15 protein-coding genes are annotated in these 17,291 nt (G+C 71.1%); 7 read left to right on the forward strand and 8 right to left on the reverse strand.

Annotation, left to right across the window (positions count from 1 at the left end):
- Positions 1–7 precede the first annotated feature (7 nt).
- The 3 genes from ABLE68_RS12160 to ABLE68_RS12170 are packed head-to-tail and all read right to left on the reverse strand — an operon-like array spanning position 8 to position 2,594.
- The gene (locus tag ABLE68_RS12160; RefSeq protein WP_348871622.1) at positions 8–1,036 is read right to left on the reverse strand and encodes a phosphotransferase family protein; all 1,029 of its coding nucleotides are present in this window, start codon (positions 1,034–1,036) and stop codon (positions 8–10) included.
- A gap of 11 nt (positions 1,037–1,047) precedes the next feature.
- On the reverse strand, positions 1,048–1,845 hold the full coding sequence (locus tag ABLE68_RS12165) for an SDR family oxidoreductase (protein WP_348871623.1): 798 nt from the start codon (positions 1,843–1,845) through the stop codon (positions 1,048–1,050).
- On the reverse strand, positions 1,845–2,594 hold the full coding sequence (locus ABLE68_RS12170; RefSeq protein ID WP_348871624.1) for an SDR family oxidoreductase: 750 nt from the start codon (positions 2,592–2,594) through the stop codon (positions 1,845–1,847). Before ABLE68_RS12170 ends, ABLE68_RS12165 begins: the two co-directional genes overlap by 1 nt.
- Before the next feature lie 40 nt (positions 2,595–2,634).
- Between ABLE68_RS12170 and ABLE68_RS12175 the strand changes: the two genes are divergently transcribed.
- Complete coding sequence (locus tag ABLE68_RS12175) at positions 2,635–3,234, forward strand: TetR/AcrR family transcriptional regulator (RefSeq protein ID WP_348873266.1); 600 nt, start codon at positions 2,635–2,637, stop codon at positions 3,232–3,234.
- A gap of 81 nt (positions 3,235–3,315) precedes the next feature.
- Complete coding sequence (gene mgrA / locus ABLE68_RS12180; protein WP_348871626.1) at positions 3,316–4,359, forward strand: L-glyceraldehyde 3-phosphate reductase; 1,044 nt, start codon at positions 3,316–3,318, stop codon at positions 4,357–4,359.
- On the opposite strand, the gene ABLE68_RS12185 is transcribed toward mgrA, so the two are convergent.
- Both ABLE68_RS12185 and ABLE68_RS12190 read right to left on the reverse strand, forming a co-directional pair.
- Entirely contained in the window at positions 4,328–5,314 is a 987-nt protein-coding gene (locus ABLE68_RS12185; protein WP_348871627.1) for a phosphatase PAP2 family protein, read from the reverse strand. The two genes, mgrA and ABLE68_RS12185, sit on opposite strands and share 32 nt — an antisense overlap.
- A 25-nt stretch (positions 5,315–5,339) precedes the next feature.
- Complete coding sequence (locus ABLE68_RS12190; protein ID WP_348871629.1) at positions 5,340–6,749, reverse strand: hypothetical protein; 1,410 nt, start codon at positions 6,747–6,749, stop codon at positions 5,340–5,342.
- Between the two features lie 104 nt (positions 6,750–6,853).
- On the opposite strand from ABLE68_RS12190, the gene ABLE68_RS12195 reads away from it, so the two are divergent.
- Complete coding sequence (locus ABLE68_RS12195) at positions 6,854–7,378, forward strand: hypothetical protein (protein ID WP_348871630.1); 525 nt, start codon at positions 6,854–6,856, stop codon at positions 7,376–7,378.
- 10 nt (positions 7,379–7,388) lie between these two features.
- On the opposite strand, the gene ABLE68_RS12200 is transcribed toward ABLE68_RS12195, so the two are convergent.
- Positions 7,389–8,582, reverse strand: coding sequence for an alpha/beta hydrolase family protein (locus tag ABLE68_RS12200; RefSeq protein ID WP_348871631.1), 1,194 nt, complete (start codon positions 8,580–8,582; stop codon positions 7,389–7,391).
- A gap of 83 nt (positions 8,583–8,665) precedes the next feature.
- On the opposite strand from ABLE68_RS12200, the gene ABLE68_RS12205 reads away from it, so the two are divergent.
- Together ABLE68_RS12205 and ABLE68_RS12210 are read left to right on the forward strand one after the other, a co-directional pair.
- Positions 8,666–10,360 carry an ABC-F family ATP-binding cassette domain-containing protein gene (locus ABLE68_RS12205; protein ID WP_348871634.1) on the forward strand — a complete coding sequence of 565 codons (1,695 nt, stop codon included), beginning with the start codon at positions 8,666–8,668 and terminating at the stop codon, positions 10,358–10,360.
- Positions 10,357–11,376 (forward strand): GNAT family N-acetyltransferase, encoded by a 1,020-nt coding sequence (locus ABLE68_RS12210; RefSeq protein ID WP_348871635.1) that lies wholly within the window; start codon positions 10,357–10,359, stop codon positions 11,374–11,376. The genes ABLE68_RS12205 and ABLE68_RS12210 overlap by 4 nt, the downstream gene beginning before the upstream one ends.
- 102 nt (positions 11,377–11,478) lie before the next feature.
- Here the strand turns inward: ABLE68_RS12210 and ABLE68_RS12215 are convergent, their stop codons facing one another.
- Positions 11,479–12,756: a S1C family serine protease gene (locus ABLE68_RS12215; protein WP_348871636.1), complete on the reverse strand. Its 1,278-nt coding sequence runs from the start codon at positions 12,754–12,756 to the stop codon at positions 11,479–11,481.
- 73 nt (positions 12,757–12,829) lie between these two features.
- Positions 12,830–13,363, reverse strand: a complete 534-nt coding sequence (locus ABLE68_RS12220) for a MarR family winged helix-turn-helix transcriptional regulator (RefSeq protein ID WP_348871637.1) — start codon at positions 13,361–13,363, stop codon at positions 12,830–12,832.
- 59 nt (positions 13,364–13,422) lie between these two features.
- Here ABLE68_RS12220 and ABLE68_RS12225 point away from each other — a divergent pair, with 59 nt between their 5' ends.
- On the forward strand, positions 13,423–14,655 hold the full coding sequence (locus ABLE68_RS12225) for an MFS transporter (RefSeq protein ID WP_348871638.1): 1,233 nt from the start codon (positions 13,423–13,425) through the stop codon (positions 14,653–14,655).
- 159 nt (positions 14,656–14,814) lie between these two features.
- Positions 14,815–17,283: a choice-of-anchor A family protein gene (locus tag ABLE68_RS12230; RefSeq protein ID WP_348871640.1), complete on the forward strand. Its 2,469-nt coding sequence runs from the start codon at positions 14,815–14,817 to the stop codon at positions 17,281–17,283.
- Positions 17,284–17,291: the final 8 nt, after the last annotated feature.

Consider the following 17,291-nt stretch of genomic DNA (forward strand, 5'->3'; position numbering starts at 1 on the left):
GTGTCTCTCAGTCCTTCTGTAGTGCGTCGAGGCCGGCCGCGATCAACGGGTCGAAACCGGCGCCGATCTGGTCGAAGCCCTCGCCGACGGTCTGGCCCTGCAGGAAGCGGAAGTTGATGCCCTCGAGGATCACCGCGAGCTTGAAGTAGGCGAGCCCGAGGTGGAACCCCATGTCGCCGAGGTCGCGACCGCTCGCCGCGGCGTACCTCGCGAGCTGGGTGGCGGTGTCCGGGTAGCCGGGCGCGGTGCTGACGTCGGAGACCAGGCCGCTGCCCGGCAGGGAGGCGAGCCGGTCGTAGACCAGCAGCAGGGCGACGTCGGTGCGGGTGTCACCGAGGGTCGCCATCTCCCAGTCGACGACGGCCTTGATCTGGTCGTCGTCGCCGGTGAGCAGGTTGTCGAGGCGGTAGTCGCCGTGCACGATCCCGACGACCGACGGGTCGTCGGCGGGCACCCGCGCGGTGAGCAGCCGGTGCAGCTCCTCGGCGTCCGGGTGCTCCCGGGTCTTCGAGCCCTCGAGCTGCTTGCCCCACCGACGCACCTGGCGCTCCAGGAAGCCGGCCGGCCGGCCGAACTCGCCGAGCCCGACCGCCGCGGGGTCGACGGCGTGCAGCGTCGCGAGCACGTCGATCATCCGGCCGGCGATGGTGGCGGTGCGCTCGGGGCCGAGCGGCTCGAGCTGGGTGCGGGAGCGGTAGGCCGTGCCGAGGATCCGCTCCATCACGTAGAACGGCGCGCCCAGCACGTCGGCGTCGGTGCAGTGGGCGTACGCCGTGGGCACGGGCACGTCGGTGTCACCGAGCGCGCTGATCGCGGTGTACTCACGACCCATGTCGTGCGCGGTCGCCTGCACGTGGCCGAGCGGTGGCCGGCGCACGATCCACCACGAGCTGCCGTCGGTGACTTCGTAGGTCAGGTTGGACCGGCCGCCCGCGATCACCGTGGCGCGCAGGTCACCGGCGATCTCGCCGGGCCGCTGGGCGTCGTACCAGGTCCGGAAGGCGGTCAGGTCGAGGCCGGGGGTCTCTTCGGTCATCTCCCCTTGATTCAACTGAGTGCTCCGCTCTCGTCGACCTTCTGCTGGAGCCGGCGCATGCCGCCCAGCCAGCGGTCGGTGTCGGTGGCGCGGGCGACGTAGTAGCCCGCGACCTCGGGGTGGGGGAGGACCAGGAAGCGACCCTCCGCGATCGCGGTCATGACCGCGTCGGCGACCTGCTCGGGCTCGAGCGCGCTGTCGCGCGACAGCAGCGACTGGAGCCCGCCCGCCTCCTCGAGCATCTGGGTGCGGACGCCCTGCGGGCAGATCGCGTGCACGTCGACCCCCCGGGCGCCGTACGTCACCGAGAGCCACTCGGCGAAGCCGACGGCGGCGTGCTTGGTGACGGAGTAGGGCGCGCTGCCGATCATCGTGAGCAGGCCGGCCGCCGAGGCGGTGACGACGAAGCGGCCGCCCTGGCCGTCCTCGAGCCAGCGCGGGACGAGCTCGCGGGCGGCGCGGATGTGGGCCATCACGTTGACGTCCAGCACCCGCTCCCACACCTCGTCGGAGGCCTGGAGGCTGTGGGCGCCGCCGGCTCCGTCGATGCCGGCGTTGGCGAAGTAGACGTCGACCCGGCCGAGGGTGGCGGTGGCTTCCTCGACGAGGGCCGCGACGCCCTCGGGGGAGGCTGCGTCGCCCGGGACCGCCGTACCGCCGATCTCGGCGGCGACGGCCCGGGCGTTGTCGGCGTCCAGGTCGTTGACGACCACGCGTCCGCCCTCGGCGGCCGCACGGGTCGCGAGCGCGCGGCCGATGCCGCGGCCGGCCCCGGTGACGACGACGCCCTTGCCGTCCAGCTGGCCCATCAGTGACCGCCCGCCAGGGCCACGCCACCGTCGAGCGTGATCGTCTGGCCGGTCAACCAGCCTGCGTCGTCGGAGAGCAGGAAGGCGACCGAGCCGGCGACGTCCTCGGGGACGCCGAGCCGCTTGAGCGGGTAGGCCGCCGAGACCTCGGCCTCGCGGCCTTCGTAGAGCAGGCTCGCGAACTGCGTCTTCACGACCGCCGGGGCGACCGCGTTGACCCGGATGCCCGGGCCGAGCTCGACCGCGAGCGACTCGGTGAGGCTGATCATCATCGCCTTGGAGGCGCCGTACATCGCGATGCCTGGCGCGGGCTTGAGGCCGGACAACGAGGAGATGTTGACGATCGCGCCGCCGTGCTCGGCCATCCAGGCCCGGTGGGCCTCCTGCACCCAGGCGAGGGCGCCGAGCGCGTTGACCTCGACGATCTTGCGGGCGGCGCCGAGGTCGATCTCGACGAGCGGCCCGGCGACCGGGTTGATGCCGGCGTTGTTGACCAGCAGGTCGAGGCTGCCGAAGGTCTCGATGGTGCGGCGTACGGCGTCCGCGCGGTGCTCCGGGTCGTCCGCCTTGCCCGCGACCGCGATCGCGTTGTCTGCGCCGAGGGCCGCGACCGCCTCCTCCAGCGCCTCGGGCTTGCGGGCCGTGAGGCAGACCTTCACGCCTTCGTCGACGAGCCGCTGGGCGATGCCCAGGCCGATCCCGCGACTGGCTCCGGTGACGATGGCGACCTTGCCGTCGAGTCCTTGCACGCTTCTCGCTCCTTGCCGTTTGACTAAGCGCTTGCTTACCATGCCTCTCGTGACCGAGTCCAGCCCCGCTCTCGACGCCCGGACCCGGCTGGCCCGCGCCGCCGTCGAGGCGTTCGGGGCCAAGGGCTTCCACGGGACGACCACCCGCGACATCTCGATCGCCGCCGGCATGAGCCCGGCGGCCCTCTACGTGCACCACCGCTCCAAGGAGGAGCTGCTCTTCGAGCTCGCCCGGGCCGGCCACCTGCGCGTCCTCGACCTGGTGCGCGCCTCGGTCGCGCGGTCGAGCGACCCGGTCACCCAGCTCGGGGACGTGGTCGAGGACTTCGTGCGCGACCACGCGCTGGTCCACACCGGCGCCCGGGTCATCAACTACGAGCTCGCGGCCCTCAGCGAGGAGCACCTCGCCGAGATAGTCACCATCCGGCACGACATCGACGTGGTCGTGCGCGACGTCGTGGAGCGCGGTGTCGCGGACGGCGTCTTCGACACCCCGGACCCGCACATGACCACGCTCGCCCTGCTGTCGCTGGGCATCGACGTCGCCCGCTGGTTCCGCGACGAAGGTCGGTGGACCCCCCAGCAGGTCGCCACCCACTACCGGCTGCTGGCGCTCCGGATGGTCGGGGTGGCGGGGTAGTCACGGACGTTGGGGTGGGTCTGGGAACGCTCCCGACCCCCAGAACGTCCGTGACTACCCGGCCGCTGGCAGGATCGCCCCATGAGCTACGAAGCAGCCGAGAACCGTTACGACACCGACGCCACCGGGATGGGCTACCGGTTCACCGGGCGCAGCGGGCTGCAGCTGCCGGAGATCTCGCTGGGCCTGTGGCAGAACTTCGGCGACGACCGCCCCGAGGACAACCAGCGCGCGATCCTGCGCCGGGCCTTCGACCGCGGCGTGACGCACTTCGACCTCGCCAACAACTACGGCCCGCCGTACGGCCGGGCCGAGGAGAACTTCGGCCGCTACCTCAAGGACGACTTCGCGCCCTACCGCGACGAGCTGATCATCTCGAGCAAGGCCGGCTACGACATGTGGCCCGGCCCCTACGGCCAGGGCGGCGGCTCGCGGAAGTACGTCCTCGCCTCGCTCGACCAGTCGCTCACGCGGATGGGTCTCGACTACGTCGACATCTTCTACAGCCACCGCTTCGACCCGGAGACCCCGGTCGAGGAGACGATGATGGCGCTCGACCACGCGGTGCGTCAGGGCAAGGCGTTGTACGTCGGGATCTCGTCCTACTCCGCCGCGAGGACCCAGGAAGCCGCGTCGATCGCGCGCGAGCTCGGGACACCGCTGCTGATCCACCAGCCGTCGTACTCCATGCTCAACCGCTGGATCGAGGAGGACCTGCTCGACGAGCTCGAGGAGCAGGGGATGGGCTGCATCGTCTTCTCGCCGCTCGCGCAGGGCCTGCTCACCGACCGCTACCTCGACGGCGTGCCCGACGACTCCCGCGCGGCGCGCGACGGCTCGAGCCTGGGCGAGAACCACCTCGAGGAGTCGAAGCTGCGCCACGTCCGGCAGCTCAACGCGATCGCGCAGGAACGTGGCCAGAAGCTCGCCCAGCTGGCCCTCCAGTGGTCGGTCCGCGACCCGCGGGTCACGTCCGCGCTGATCGGCGCGTCCAGTGTCGAGCAGCTCGACACCAACCTCGACGCCCTGGCGTTCCCTGCCCTGACCGACGACGAGCTCAGCGCCATCGACGACCACGCGGTCGAGGCGGGCATCAACCTCTGGGCGAAGTCGACGGAGAGCTGATCGGGTCGCGGCTGTTCTCCCAGAGCTGGCAGCCCACCAGCACGACCGCGGCCAGCAGGCCACCCGCGAGCACGTCGATGAGGTAGTGCTCGCCGTTGTAGATCAGCGCCGTGCACATCGAGAGCGGGTAGAGCACGAGCAGCCACCGCCACGGCGTACGCAGCCGTTGGATGCCGTAGATCGCGATCAGGAAGGTGATGCCGGCGTGCAGCGACGGCATCGCGGCGACCGGGTTGCCGACCCCGTGCAGGATCAGGTCGATGCGGCCGAGCCCGATGTCGGACCAGCCCCGAGCGGTGATCCGGGGGATCGTGGCGTGGAGGTAGCCCTCCTCGGAGGCCATCCACGGCGGAGCCATCGGGTAGACGATGTAGATCGCCAGCGCGCCGAAGTTGATCACCAGGTAGCGCCGCATCCACTTCACCCACTCCGGGCGGCTGCGCACCCACAGCACCGCGGCGATCGTCAGACCGGCGAGGAAGTGGGTGGCGTAGACGGTGGTGAAGTAGAGGTCGTACCAGCGCGGGTCGGACGTCTTGTCGCACGGGTTGCCGCACAGCGCGTGCTGGAGCCGCTCGGTCGGGACCTCGCCGCGCCCGACCCAGGTGTCGAAGTCGATCGGCATCGTGAAGTGCACCGGCATGCCGAGGTTGTCGGTCAGGCCGCGGCTGTAGAAGTAGATGACCAGGCCCACCAGGGGGAGCGACCAGTCCTTGAGGAAGTTCAGGTGGTACGCCGGGCGCGCCTCGACGTTCCACGCGATCGTCCCGACCCAGAGCCACAGGAAGACCTGGATCGTGTCGTTCGGGATCCCGAGCACGTGCGACCAGGTCAGCAGCGCGAGGGCGAAGACGACCATCGAGACCACGCGCACCTTGCGCCGGGTCCGGGGGTAGGGGATCGGGCGGTGGGTGCTGGCGACCTGGGTCTCGGTCTCCTCAGCACCCCGCGTCATGCGGGAGAGTTTAGGAGGCCTCTCATCAGCTCGACGGGCGGACCACCGAGAGGCCGCTGAGACTGCCCTGCAGCAGGGTCCCGTCGGGCAGGATCGTGCCCACCATCTGGAGGGTGTCCGCGGTCGGTCCGATGCCGAGCGGCGTCTCGCTGAGGACCTTTCCCGACCGCGGCGAGATCCGCGCCAGCTGGTAGGCCAGGCCGGCGGAGCGGGTGACGGTGTAGATGACGCCCTCACCGGTCGACAGCCGGGGTACGGCGGCCGAGCTGATCGGCTTCGACCACACGAGCCGGCAGTGGCCGTCGCTGACCTGGAACCGCTCCATCCCGCCGACGAAGTCGGCCGTCGCGGGATCGGCGTCGCCGGCACCGTCGGGCGTCGCGGGGTAGGGGTAGCCGTAGGTGCTCGCGACGTACACCTGGTTGCGCCAGCCGATCGGCGAGTTCTCGGTGCCGCTGTTGTCGGCGCCGAAGATCGGCGTCGAGCACACGGTGCGTCCGCTGTGCGTGCGGTAGACGATCAGGTGCTCCCGGGGGCGGGCGTTGTCGGTGATCGCGACGTACTCGTGGCCGGTCTCCGGTCCGAAGAACGTCGGCGTCGCGCCGCTGCCGCGGCTGAGCTGGCCGGGCTTGCGCGCCGGGCCGCGGTCGTAGCCGCGCCGCCACTCGACCTGCACACCCCCGCCGTGCCCGGCGCGGAGGAGGTACGTCGCGCGGTCGGTCACCACCGAGGTGCCGTCGGGTGAGGTCGAGATGCTGTTGGCCACGATCTCGGGCCGGGTGCCGAGCGCGATGCTGTGCACCGCCTTGGTGCGAGGGTCGGCGTAGCCGGCGCGGCCGTGAGCGGTGCCGAACCAGATCCGGCCGTCGTAGCCCGGGGCGAGCGTGGTGATCGTGGCCGTGACCGGGATCCGGCGCTGCACGAACAGCCGCCACGTCCCGCCCGGGCCCTCCTGGTCGTGGGCGATCAGCAGGATCGCCCCGGATCCGTCCACGGTGACCAGGCGGTCGCGGTGATCGACGTAGGCGTAGACGCCCCCGAGGAGGCTGCCCTTCTCGAGGGTCAGGCTGGCGACCGGGAGCGAGGTGTCCGGGTCGAGCAGGTGCACGGTCGGGGCGCGGTCGAGGTAGCCGGTGCAGAGGGCCTGCGGCATCACGTCGGCGCCGGCGAGGATGGTCGGGCAGACGCCACCGAGCGGGACGGTCATCGCCGGGTCGACGTCCGCGCCGGGGCCGGCATACGGCGTCGTGTCGGACGATCCCGCGTCGCCGTGCATGGTCGCGGTGCCGACCGGTCCGGCGTACCGGTTGATGGGCAGCTCCCCGCGCGGCTGGGTCGCGTCGCCCCGGACCGCAGTGCCGGCCAGGACAGCCAGGAGCGTCGCGACCGTGGAGAGCACGAGAAGGGCGGCGCGCCTTGGGAGAAAGTGATTCACGAGCAAGACGATGGACATAAGTGAGTATGTCCAAACCTCGGTGTGCGCAGGCTCACCTGAGGAACGCGATCGGGACCGGCCGCGTCCTACTCTGCGTGAGGTCGATGTGGAGGCAGTCGGGGGTCCTGGTGGCCGTGGTCGCGCTCGGCGCAGGGTGCTCGGGCTCCGGATCGGACTCCGACCCGGGATCCGCGTTGCCCTCGTTGGTGGACGGGTGCCCGCCCGGTGTCTACGCCAACACCGACTTCGCGCTCGACGGTGACGACGGCGGGCGGCTGCGGGTGTGCCGGTTCGTGGCGGCGGGCGACCCGCAGGACAGGGCGGCCGACGTGCTGGCGGACGGTCGCGAGCTGAGTGCTCGTGAGTCCCGCGAGGTCCGCAAGGCGGTGAAGACCGCGCCGGTCGTCGAGAAGAGCCAGTTCCGCAGGTGCGCGGACGACCAGGACGGCGACGACCGCGAGTTCTACCTCGTGTCGACGCCCGACCAGGTCGCGTTCTGGGTCTACAACAGCGTCTGCGGTGACCACGGCGTGCTCACCGTCGATGACCGCGGACGGTCGGTCGACCGGGCCGTGACGGCCGAGCTGCTCGACGCGCTCGGCTCGCCACGGGGTCCGCTCAGGGACTAGGGCGTCTTTCCTAGCCGACGCTCTCGCTGTCCGACACGACGCCCGGGAACGCCTCGACGAGTCCGTCGAGCCCGGCCGTGGTGGTGTCGAAGCCGAAGACGTGCCGCAGCTGCGCCACGACGGCCTGCCGGATCGCGGGCCAGGCCTCGGTCGGCGGCAGCGCCGGCGGGGCGCACCCGTCCGCGGCCAGCGCCTTGAGCTTGTCGGAGACGGGGATGCCGATGAGCTCGGCCACGGCGACGAGGCCACCCTGTCCGGCGCCGATCTCGCAGATGTCGCTGAACGCGTGGTGACCGCCGCCGACCGCGACGAACCGCTTCGGCTTCTTGAGCTTCCCGTAGGCCGTGACGAGGCTGGAGCTGTCCACGACGCCGTCGTCGGTCGCGGCCATGATCATCCCGGGGACCTTCGGCAGCTTGGAGAACGCGCCGCCCTTGCCCTCACCGAACGCGCCGACCGAGGCGCCGGCCATGCTGACGAAGGTGTCGACGCGTGAGTCGACCGCGGCCAGCGCCTCGACGGCGGCAGCGCCGGCCGAGTGTCCGACCGCGGCGACCTTCGTCATGTCGACGTGCCCCTTGAAGCGGGTCCCGTTCGTGACGTTCTGCGTGCGCATCAGGGTGATCGTCGCGCGCATGTCGCCGACGTCGGTCGTCTTCTTGCCGGGCGGCGGGGTGTTGAGGTTGAGGACCGTGGTGATGTCGCGGCTGTGCTGGTCGGGCGCGGCCACGACGAAGCCCCACGACGCGAGCCACGCGGTCAGGAACGACGACTGGTCGCGGAAGCCGGCGTACCCGTGGCTGAAGACCACGAGCGGGAACGTGCCGTCGGCGACCGGGACGCCCCGGACCCCGCCGCTCGGGTAGGTGAGGGAGAAGCCGGCCGGCAGCTTCTTCTGCACCCACTCCGGCATCCAGCTGACCATGTCGTACGACGCCTCGGGCTTGCCCTCGACCGACTCCGGCGTCGCGGGGAACCACACCTCGACCGGCGCCTTGTTCGTCTTGAGCTTGAGGGTGCTCTCGCCGACGGCGTACGGCCCGGGCTCGCTGAAGCTGGTCGGCCCGAGGTCGGTCACCTCGGGCACCGTGTCGCCGTGGGTCGACACGACGGTGGCGTCGGCAGCGGGGCAGAAGCTGATGGTCAGGGCGGTGGCCAGCGCGAGTCCCAGGACGGTGGCGCGGCGGCGAGTGGGGTCGGTCACAGCCGCAAGGTATGCCCAGTCGCACCTGTCGCGCGGTAAAACCGGGTGCTTGCTCGCCCCCTGAGGGTGGAGAATGCTCCGACGTGGGACACGTAGACGTGGCCGGGGTCCGCTATGAGCTCCCCGACGGAAGAGTGCTGCTGGACGACGTGTCGTTCCGGGTGGGAGAGGGCGCCAAGGTCGCGCTCGTCGGCGCCAACGGCGCGGGCAAGACGACCCTGCTGCGGATCATCACCGGTGACCTGGTGCCGCACGGCGGGGCGGTGACCCGCTCCGGCGGGCTCGGCGTGATGCGGCAGAACGTCGGCGCCGCGCTCGGTGACGACCCCACGGTCTCCGACCTGCTGCTCAGCGTCTCGCCGCCGCGGATCCGGGAGGCGGCCGCCGAGGTAGACCGGCTCGAGCTGGCGCTGATGGAGACCGAGGACGAGAAGACGCAGATGGCCTACGCCCACGCGCTCTCGGAGTTCGCCGACGCGGGCGGCTACGACGTCGAGGTCACCTGGGACGTCTGCACGATGGCCGCCCTCTCCCTCCCTTACGACCGGGCGAAGTACCGCACCCTCGGCACCCTGTCGGGTGGGGAGCAGAAGCGGCTGGTGCTCGAGTTCCTGCTCCGCGGCCCGGACGAGGTGCTGCTCCTCGACGAGCCCGACAACTACCTCGACGTCCCCGGCAAGATCTGGCTCGAGGGCCGGGTGCGCGAGTCCGACAAGACGATCCTGATGATCAGCCACGACCGCGAGCTGCTCAACAACACCGCAACCCGGGTCGTCACCGTCGAGCTCGGCCACGCCGGCAACACGGTCTGGACGCATCCGGGTGGCTTCGCGTCGTACCACGAGGCGCGCCGCGACCGGTTCCTGCGCTTCGAGGAGCTGCGCAAGCGCTGGGACGAGGAGCACGCCAAGCTCAAGCAGCTGGTGCTGCACTACAAGATCAAGTCCGAGTACAACGACGGCATGGCGTCGCAGTACCGCGCCGCCCAGACCCGGCTGCGCAAGTTCGAGGAGGCCGGTCCGCCGACCGAGCAGCCGCGCGAGCAGCAGGTGACGATGCGCCTCCAGGGCGGCCGCACCGGCAAGCGCGCCGTCGTCTGCGAGGACCTCGAGCTGACCGGGCTGATGAAGCCCTTCGACCTCGAGGTCTGGTACGGCGAGCGGGTGGCCGTTCTGGGCTCCAACGGCTCCGGGAAGTCCCACTTCCTCCGCCTGCTCGCGATCGGCGGCAGCGACCCCGACGTCGAGCACCGGCCGGTCGGTGACGTCGTGATCAAGCCGGTCGCCCACCGCGGCAATGCCAAGCTCGGTGCGCGGGTGCGCCCCGGCTGGTTCGTGCAGACCCACGAGCACCCCGAGCTGATCGGCAGGACGCTGCTCGAGATCCTGCACCGCGGCGACGGCTCGCCCAACGGGCGCTCCGGCATGGGCCGCGAGCAGGCCGCGCGCGTTCTCGACCGCTACGAGCTCGCGCACGCCGGCGAGCAGAAGTTCGAGTCGCTGAGCGGTGGCCAGCAGGCGCGCTTCCAGATCCTCCTGCTCGAGCTCTCCGGCGCGACGCTGCTGCTGCTCGACGAGCCCACCGACAACCTCGACGTCCAGTCGGCCGAGGCGCTCGAGGAGGGTCTCGCCGCGTTCGACGGCACCGTCCTCGCAGTCACCCACGACCGCTGGTTCGCCCGCGGCTTCGACCGCTTCCTCGTCTACGGCGCGGACGGCGAGGTCTACGAGTCCGACGGTCCGGTGTGGGACGAGGGCCGGGTCGAGCGCGCGCGATGAGCGGCCTGCGGATCGAGCCGCTCGACGCCCGCGACGACGCCGCGTTCGACGCCTACTACGACGTCTACGCAGGCTCGCTCGCCCCGCTGGGTGAGATCGCGTCGCCGTGGATGCGCGAGGAGTACCGCGAGATCGTCCGCGAGGAGGCGACCCGTCGGTGGAACGGCGCCTTCGTCGGCACGGTCGACGGGGAGACGGTCGCGGCCGGCTTCGTGTGGACACCGCTGCTCGACAACCTCGACAGTGCCCACGTCGACGTCCACGTGCTGCCCGCCCACCAGCGACGTGGGCACGGCTCCGCGATGCTCGCCCGGCTCGAGCAGGAGGCGGCTGCGCGGGGGCGCACCCTGTTCGACGCCGAGGCGTCCTGGGCGTACGACGTCGGGGCGGACGGCCACGGTGCGGCGGGTGCCGCGTTCCTCCGCGCGCGCGGCTACGCACTCGGGCTCTCCGACGTGAAGCGATCGCTGCCGATGCCGGTTGCCGGGGCGCTGCTCGACGAGCTCGCGGCCGAGGCCGCCCCGCACCACGGGGCGTTCGAGCTGCGGTCGTTCGTCGGGCGGGTTCCCGACGAGCTCGCGCAGGGCTGGGCACTGCTCGACGCGAGCCTCGTGACCGAGGCGCCGACCGGCGAGCTGGACCGGGATCCCGCGGCGCCGGACGTGGCGGCGATGCGGGAGAGCGAGGCCAACTCGGTGCTCCAGGGCCGGACCAAGTTCAACACCGTCGCGCTCGACGCGGCGGGCGCGGTGGTCGCCTACACCGACATCGCGGTGTCGACGCACGATCCGGGGACGGCGTACCAGTGGGGCACGCTCGTGCAGCGCGACGCCCGCGGCCACCGGCTCGGGATGGCGGTCAAGGTCGCCAACCTGAAGCTGCTCCTGGCCGAGGGTCCCGGCCCGGACCGGGTCGTGACCTACAACGCCGAGATCAACAGCCACATGGTCGGCGTCAACGACCGGCTCGGCTTCGTCCCTGTCGCCCGCCTGGGTGAGTTCCAGAAGCGGACGTGAGAATGGGCCCCACCGGCTGACGGGAGACGGACCTGTTCGCCGGTGGGGCCCCTACGGCCGCCGAAGCAGCCGTCCCTCCCCTCGATCTCGGGTTGAAGGGAGTCAGGAGTTGGACGCGTTCGCGTCCGAGTCGAGCGTGAGCTCGGTGGTCTTGCTGTCGCCGTCGTGCGTGTAGGTCACGGTGACCTTGTCGCCCGGTCGGTAGGAGCGGATGGTCGCGACCAGCGAGTCGGCGTCGCTGATCAGCTGGTCGTCGACCTTGGTGATGATGTCGCCCTTGGCCAGGCCGGCCTGCTCGGCGGTCGAGCCCGCGTTGACCTCCTGGATCTCGGCGCCCTCGCTCACGAGCGCACCGGAGGACTGGTCGGCGACCGGGGAGACCGAGATGCCCAGGCGGGCGTGGGTCGGGGTCTCGCCCTTGACCATCTCGTCGACGATCGGCATGACCTCGTCCATCGGGATGGCGAAGCCCAGGCCGATCGAGCCGGCCTCGCCCTCGGTGGAGCTGGCCGTGCGGATCGAGGCGTTGATGCCCACGACGTTGCCGGCCAGGTCGACCAGCGCGCCACCGCTGTTGCCGGGGTTGATGGCGGCGTCGGTCTGGATGGCGGGGTACGTCGTGCTGTTGCCCTGGCCGTCGCTGCCGACGTCCACCGGGCGGTTGAGCGCGCTCACGATGCCGCTGGTGACGGTCGAGTCGAGGCCGAACGGCGAGCCGATCGCGACGACGCTCTGGCCGACCTTCAGGTCACCGGACTTGCCGATCGTCGCCGGGGTGAGACCGGAGACGCCCTCGGCCTTGATCACCGCGGTGTCGGTCAGCGGGTCGGTGCCGACGATGGTCGCCTTGGCGGACGTGCCGTCGTTGAACGAGACGCTCATCGAGCCGCCGTCGCCGGCGATCTCGGCGACGTGGTTGTTGGTGAGGATCTCGCCGTCGGAGCTGAGGATGATGCCCGAACCCGAACCGGCGCCCTGCGAGCCGGAGACGTCGATCTTCACGACGGAGGGAAGCACCTTGGCCGCCACGGCCTCGACCGAGCCGTCGGGGGCCGGGGAGTTGGGGGTGTCGACGACCTGTGAGGTCGACGGGGTGGCGGAGCTGCCGGCGCTCGATCCGTTGCCGTCGTCGAGCGCGCTCCAAGCGGCAGCGCCGCCGACACCCGCCGCGCCGCCCACCACCAGCGCGGTGGCGACGACAGCGACGGCGAGACCGGCCCGGCGGGGGCGACGCTGGACGGGCAGCGGCGCCGTCATCGTCGCGCCGAACGCCGGGGGACCCTCCGGGGGCGGTCCCAGGGGAGCCGCAGAGGAGAAGTAGGGGTTCTGCGGCTGCTGGGGCTGCTGCGGACCCGGGAGAGGCGCGGTCTCGTCGTTCATGTCCTCCACTGTGGCCGCCGTGCCTGTGACCATCCTGAGATCCGGCTGGGCTCCCTAGAAGAAACCTCGGAGCCTAGGAGCCCTGCTCGACGACGAGCGTCATCTTCCGCAGCAGCCCAGCGAGCGTGGCACGTTCGTCCGGGTCGAGGGCGTGCACGACCTCGTGCTCCGCCTTGCCGCGCAGCTGGATCGCACGGCGCCAGATCTCGGCGCCCGCTTTGGTCAGCTCGATGTCGACCCGGCGGCGGTCGTCGACCGAGGCCCGGCGCTGGATCCAGCCGGCCTTCTCGAGGGCGTCGAGCCGGCCGGTCATGCCTGCCCCGCTGATGCCGAGGTCGGCGGCGAGGGCGGACGGGCTCGCGTGTCCGGGCGTGTCGCGGACCATCAGGTGATGGAGCGTCTCGTACTCGAAGTCCTGGAGCCCGACCTCGGCGAGCGCAAGCTGGGTCGTCGCGCGGAAGTGGCGCATCAACCGGCCGATCCGGACCACGATCGCCTCGACGTCGTCCTCGAACGGCACGTCGACCCAGTGGTCGCGCCAGCGAGCGACGTGGCGGTCGGCCCAGTCGTCCTCGTCCACGGCGTCCTGCCTCACCTCGTCCGGCATGGCGTCATCGTAGGGTTTCGTACTTTGACGAATAGTTCGTCAGCGAATTAAATGGCGGGGTGACGACCGTGGACACCGCGCGCGGGAGCGACCGCCTCGGACCGCTCCGGTTCCGCGAGTTCCGCTACCTCGTGGCCGGCACGGCCACCAACAGCCTCGGCAACGCGATCACGCCGATCGCCCTCGCGTTCGCCGTCCTCGACCTGGGTGGCGACGCCTCCGAGCTCGGCCTGGTCGTCGCCGCGTTCTCGCTGGCCGAGGTGGTCACGCTGCTCTTCGGCGGCGTGCTCGGCGACCGGATCGCCCGTCAGCTGATGATGCAGGGCTCCGCCATGGCCTGCGTGGTGACCCAGGCGACCGTCGCGGTCCTGCTCATCAACGGCTGGGCTACGATCCCGGTCCTCGCCGGCCTCGGTGCGCTCACCGGCTGCCTCGGCGCGCTGAGCAGCCCGTCCGCGTCCGCGATGACCCGGCTGACCGTGCCGCCCGAGGCACTCGGCTCCGCCGTCGCGCTCCGCGCCCTCCTGCAGACGAGCACGGCCGTCATCGGGTTCACCCTCGGCGGCATCCTCGTCGCGACGATCGGCTCGGGCTGGGCGGTGTCGGTCGACGCGGCGACCTTCGCGATCGCGGCGTACTGCTACTCCCGGCTCCGGGTGCCGCACACCCGACCGGAGGGCGCCCGCCCCTCGATGCTCGCCGACATCGGCGAGGGCTTCCGCGAGGTGATGCGCCACACCTGGCTCTGGCTGCTGATCGGGCAGGCGCTGCTCTACCACTGCTTCTACGGCGGCACGCAGAGCGTGCTCGGGCCGATCGTCGTCGGCGACGAGTTCGGCCGAGCCGCCTGGGGCGTCGCCCTCGGCACGCTGATGGCCGGGTTCGTGGTCGGTGGGCTGATCTGCCTGAGGTGGAAGCCCCGTCGAGGGCTCTTCGTCGGCACCGCGCTCCTCGCGCTGACCGCCTGCTTCCCGCTCGCGATCGCGTTCAGCGACCACCTCGCGCCGATCCTGGTCGGGGGGTTCCTGCACGGGCTCGGGCTCCAGATCTTCAGCGTCCAGTGGGAGACCTCGATCCAGCAGAACATCCCCGACGACAAGCTGGCGCGGGTCTACTCCTTCGACCTGGTCGGCTCGTTCGTCGCCCGACCGCTCGGTCTCGCCCTGACCGGGCCGATCGCGGAGCTGGTCGGCTTCGACACCTGGCTGGTCGTCGTCGGCGTGATCATGGGCGGATCCGCACTGCTCTCGTTGCTCTCGCCCGACGTACGGCGCCTCGAGCGCACCAGCTGACCCGTCGTCGCCGCCGCGGCAACAGGTGCGCCTCGACCGGGGTCCAGTCCACCTGGGCAAAATTTCGAGGTTGATCCCACCCTCCCGGGTGAGCCGTGCCATCGTGTCCGGTAACGACTCAACCTGGGGGGTACCGTCGTGGGGGGAAATGCTGCGCGTTTGCGCACGTCCAACACATTCCGATTCTCTGTCCTGGCCGGCGTCCTGGCCGCTGCCGGACTCGTCGCCGTGGTCGCGCCGGTCGACGGTCGCGCCGACGCCACGCCCACCTGCACGAGCGGTGTCCTGGCCTCCAACGCCTTCGGTGCGGCCACGGGCTGGACCGAGTTCGTCCAGGGCAACGGCACCCGCGGTGCGGAGTCCGAGGGGACCATCGCCTACGGCGGCAACCACAGCGCCAGCAGCATGACGGTCAACCCGATGGGCACTACCGCCAGCGGTGATCCCGCGCTCGTGGTCGTCGGATCGCACGGCAGCTACAACCTGCAGCACGGCAGCGCCTACCTCAACCCGCAGAACAACGTGAACTTCAACGGGGGCGGCCACTACCTGGCGAGCAACCCGATCGACTTCGGGACCGCCTTCACCCAGCTCAGCGCGCTGTCGACTGCGTGGGGCGCCGCCCCGTCCACCGGGACGGTCACGACCGGTGTCACCGGCGGCAACGCGGCCCTGATCCTCACCGGGTCGAGCTCGTCGCTGAATGTCTTCAACCTGACCTCGGGCCAGGCCTCCGACCTCGCCTCCGGGAAGCACCTCGGCCTCGACGTCCCCGCCGGCTCGACGATCATCATCAACGTCCCGGGCGCCACCCCGACCATCGGCGGCCAGGCCTGGCTGGGCAGCGGTTCCAGCTGGAACCAGGCTGCCGACGGCAACATCAAGGGTGCGTACGCCGGTCTGGTCTGGAACTTCCCCAGCGCGACCTCGGTGACGGTGAGCTACGGGTCCGCGTTCCCCGGCACGATCCTGGCGCCGGGCGCATCGGTCAACATCGCGTCGGCGGGTCACACGATCGGCCAGATCATCGCGCAGAACTTCACGTCCAACTTCGAGACCCACCTCAACAACTTCCCGAGCCAGGCCTGCGTGCCGACGCCTCCGTCGACGCCCGGCACCTCGGACGTGACCATCACCAAGTCCGCGTCGACGGCCACGCCGCACGGTGGTGACACCTTCACCTACACGCTGACCGCGAAGAACGTCGGCAACGCCGACGCGACCGGGGTCGTCATCACGGACACGCTGCCCGCCGGCGTCACCTACGTGTCGTCGACCTCGCCGTGCACCTTCGCGGCCGGTGTCGTGAGCTGCTCGGTCGGCACCCTGGCGCCGAACGCGACCTCATCGGTCACGGTGACGGTGACCGCCAACCCGATCGCCGGCGCCGGCTCGGTCGTGGACCCGGGCGGCGACCACTGGATGACGCCGTACCACCCGGAGAGCTACGTCACCCTGCAGGCCCACCAGCAGTCGAGCGTCACCCTGGCGTGCAACCCGGGCGACATCCTGAGCGACGGCAACTTCGAGGTCATCCACGTCGACCAGGGCACGGGCTCGGCCGCCGACGTCAAGGTGCTGAGCTCGCAGAGCACCGACGTGCAGACCTGGAAGGGCGTGATCCGCAACGACACGACCGGCCAGGCCCAGGCCAAGGCGTTCATCGTCTGCCTGCCCGGCAGGACCGAGGGCGGCGCCAACGGTCACCGGCACAACCTGCTCGCCGACACCGCTGCTGTCAGCACGACCGTGTCGCTGCCGGCCGGTCGGTCCGACGTGACCCTGACCTGCCGTCCGGGCACGGTGCCGATCGTCCCCGGCTACGACCTCTCGTCGGCCTCGGCCGTCCTGGCCGGCTCCGAGGGGGACTACACCGCCCGCACCTGGACGCTCACCTTCGACGCCGCCTCGCCGGTGACCGTGACGGCCAGCGTCCGCTGCCTCTCGACCACCACCAGCGCGGTCGACGGTCACACGCACCAGCTCCGCTTCACGCACGTCGTCACCACGGTGAGCGTGCCCGGCAACACCTTCCTCGAGGGCAACATGTTCCGGGTCACCTGCCCGGACGACGCCAAGGGCGTCGTGGGCACCTTCGAGCTTCCGCCGGGTGTGCTGAGCTGGGGCAACGAGCCGCAGATCAAGGAGCGCGACTTCCGTCTCTCCAACCAGACCGGAACCGCCAAGAACGCCACGATCGACCTGTTCTGCCTCGGCGACCGGGTCGGGACCGGGATGGGCACGACCGACCCGGTGTCCGTGGTCAACACGGCCACCGTGAGCTCGACGTCGACCGACGCCAACTCCGGCAACAACTCGGCGACCGCGACCGTCGCGGTCCAGCCGGGTTCGGTGACGGCCTCGCCCGCCAGCGTCCACCTCTCCGCCTCGGCGCTGAGGATGCGCGTCGCGTCGTCGATGCCCGGCAAGGGTGCCGTCACGGTGAGGTCCGGCGGCACGGTGCTGGCCAAGGGCACCATGGCCCTGAAGGCGGGCAGGACGTCGTCCGCCTCGTTGCAGCTCACCGCAGCCGGCAAGCGCAAGGTCGGTGGGCTCCACGAGGTCTCGGTGACCGTCGACCCGAGCCGCGGCAGGGCGACGACGAAGACGGTCGCCCTGCAGCACTGAGCGGCAGA

It is taken from the genome of Nocardioides pollutisoli (assembly GCF_040045055.1).
In the GTDB taxonomy this organism is placed as follows: Bacteria; Actinomycetota; Actinomycetes; order Propionibacteriales; family Nocardioidaceae; genus Nocardioides; species Nocardioides tweenelious.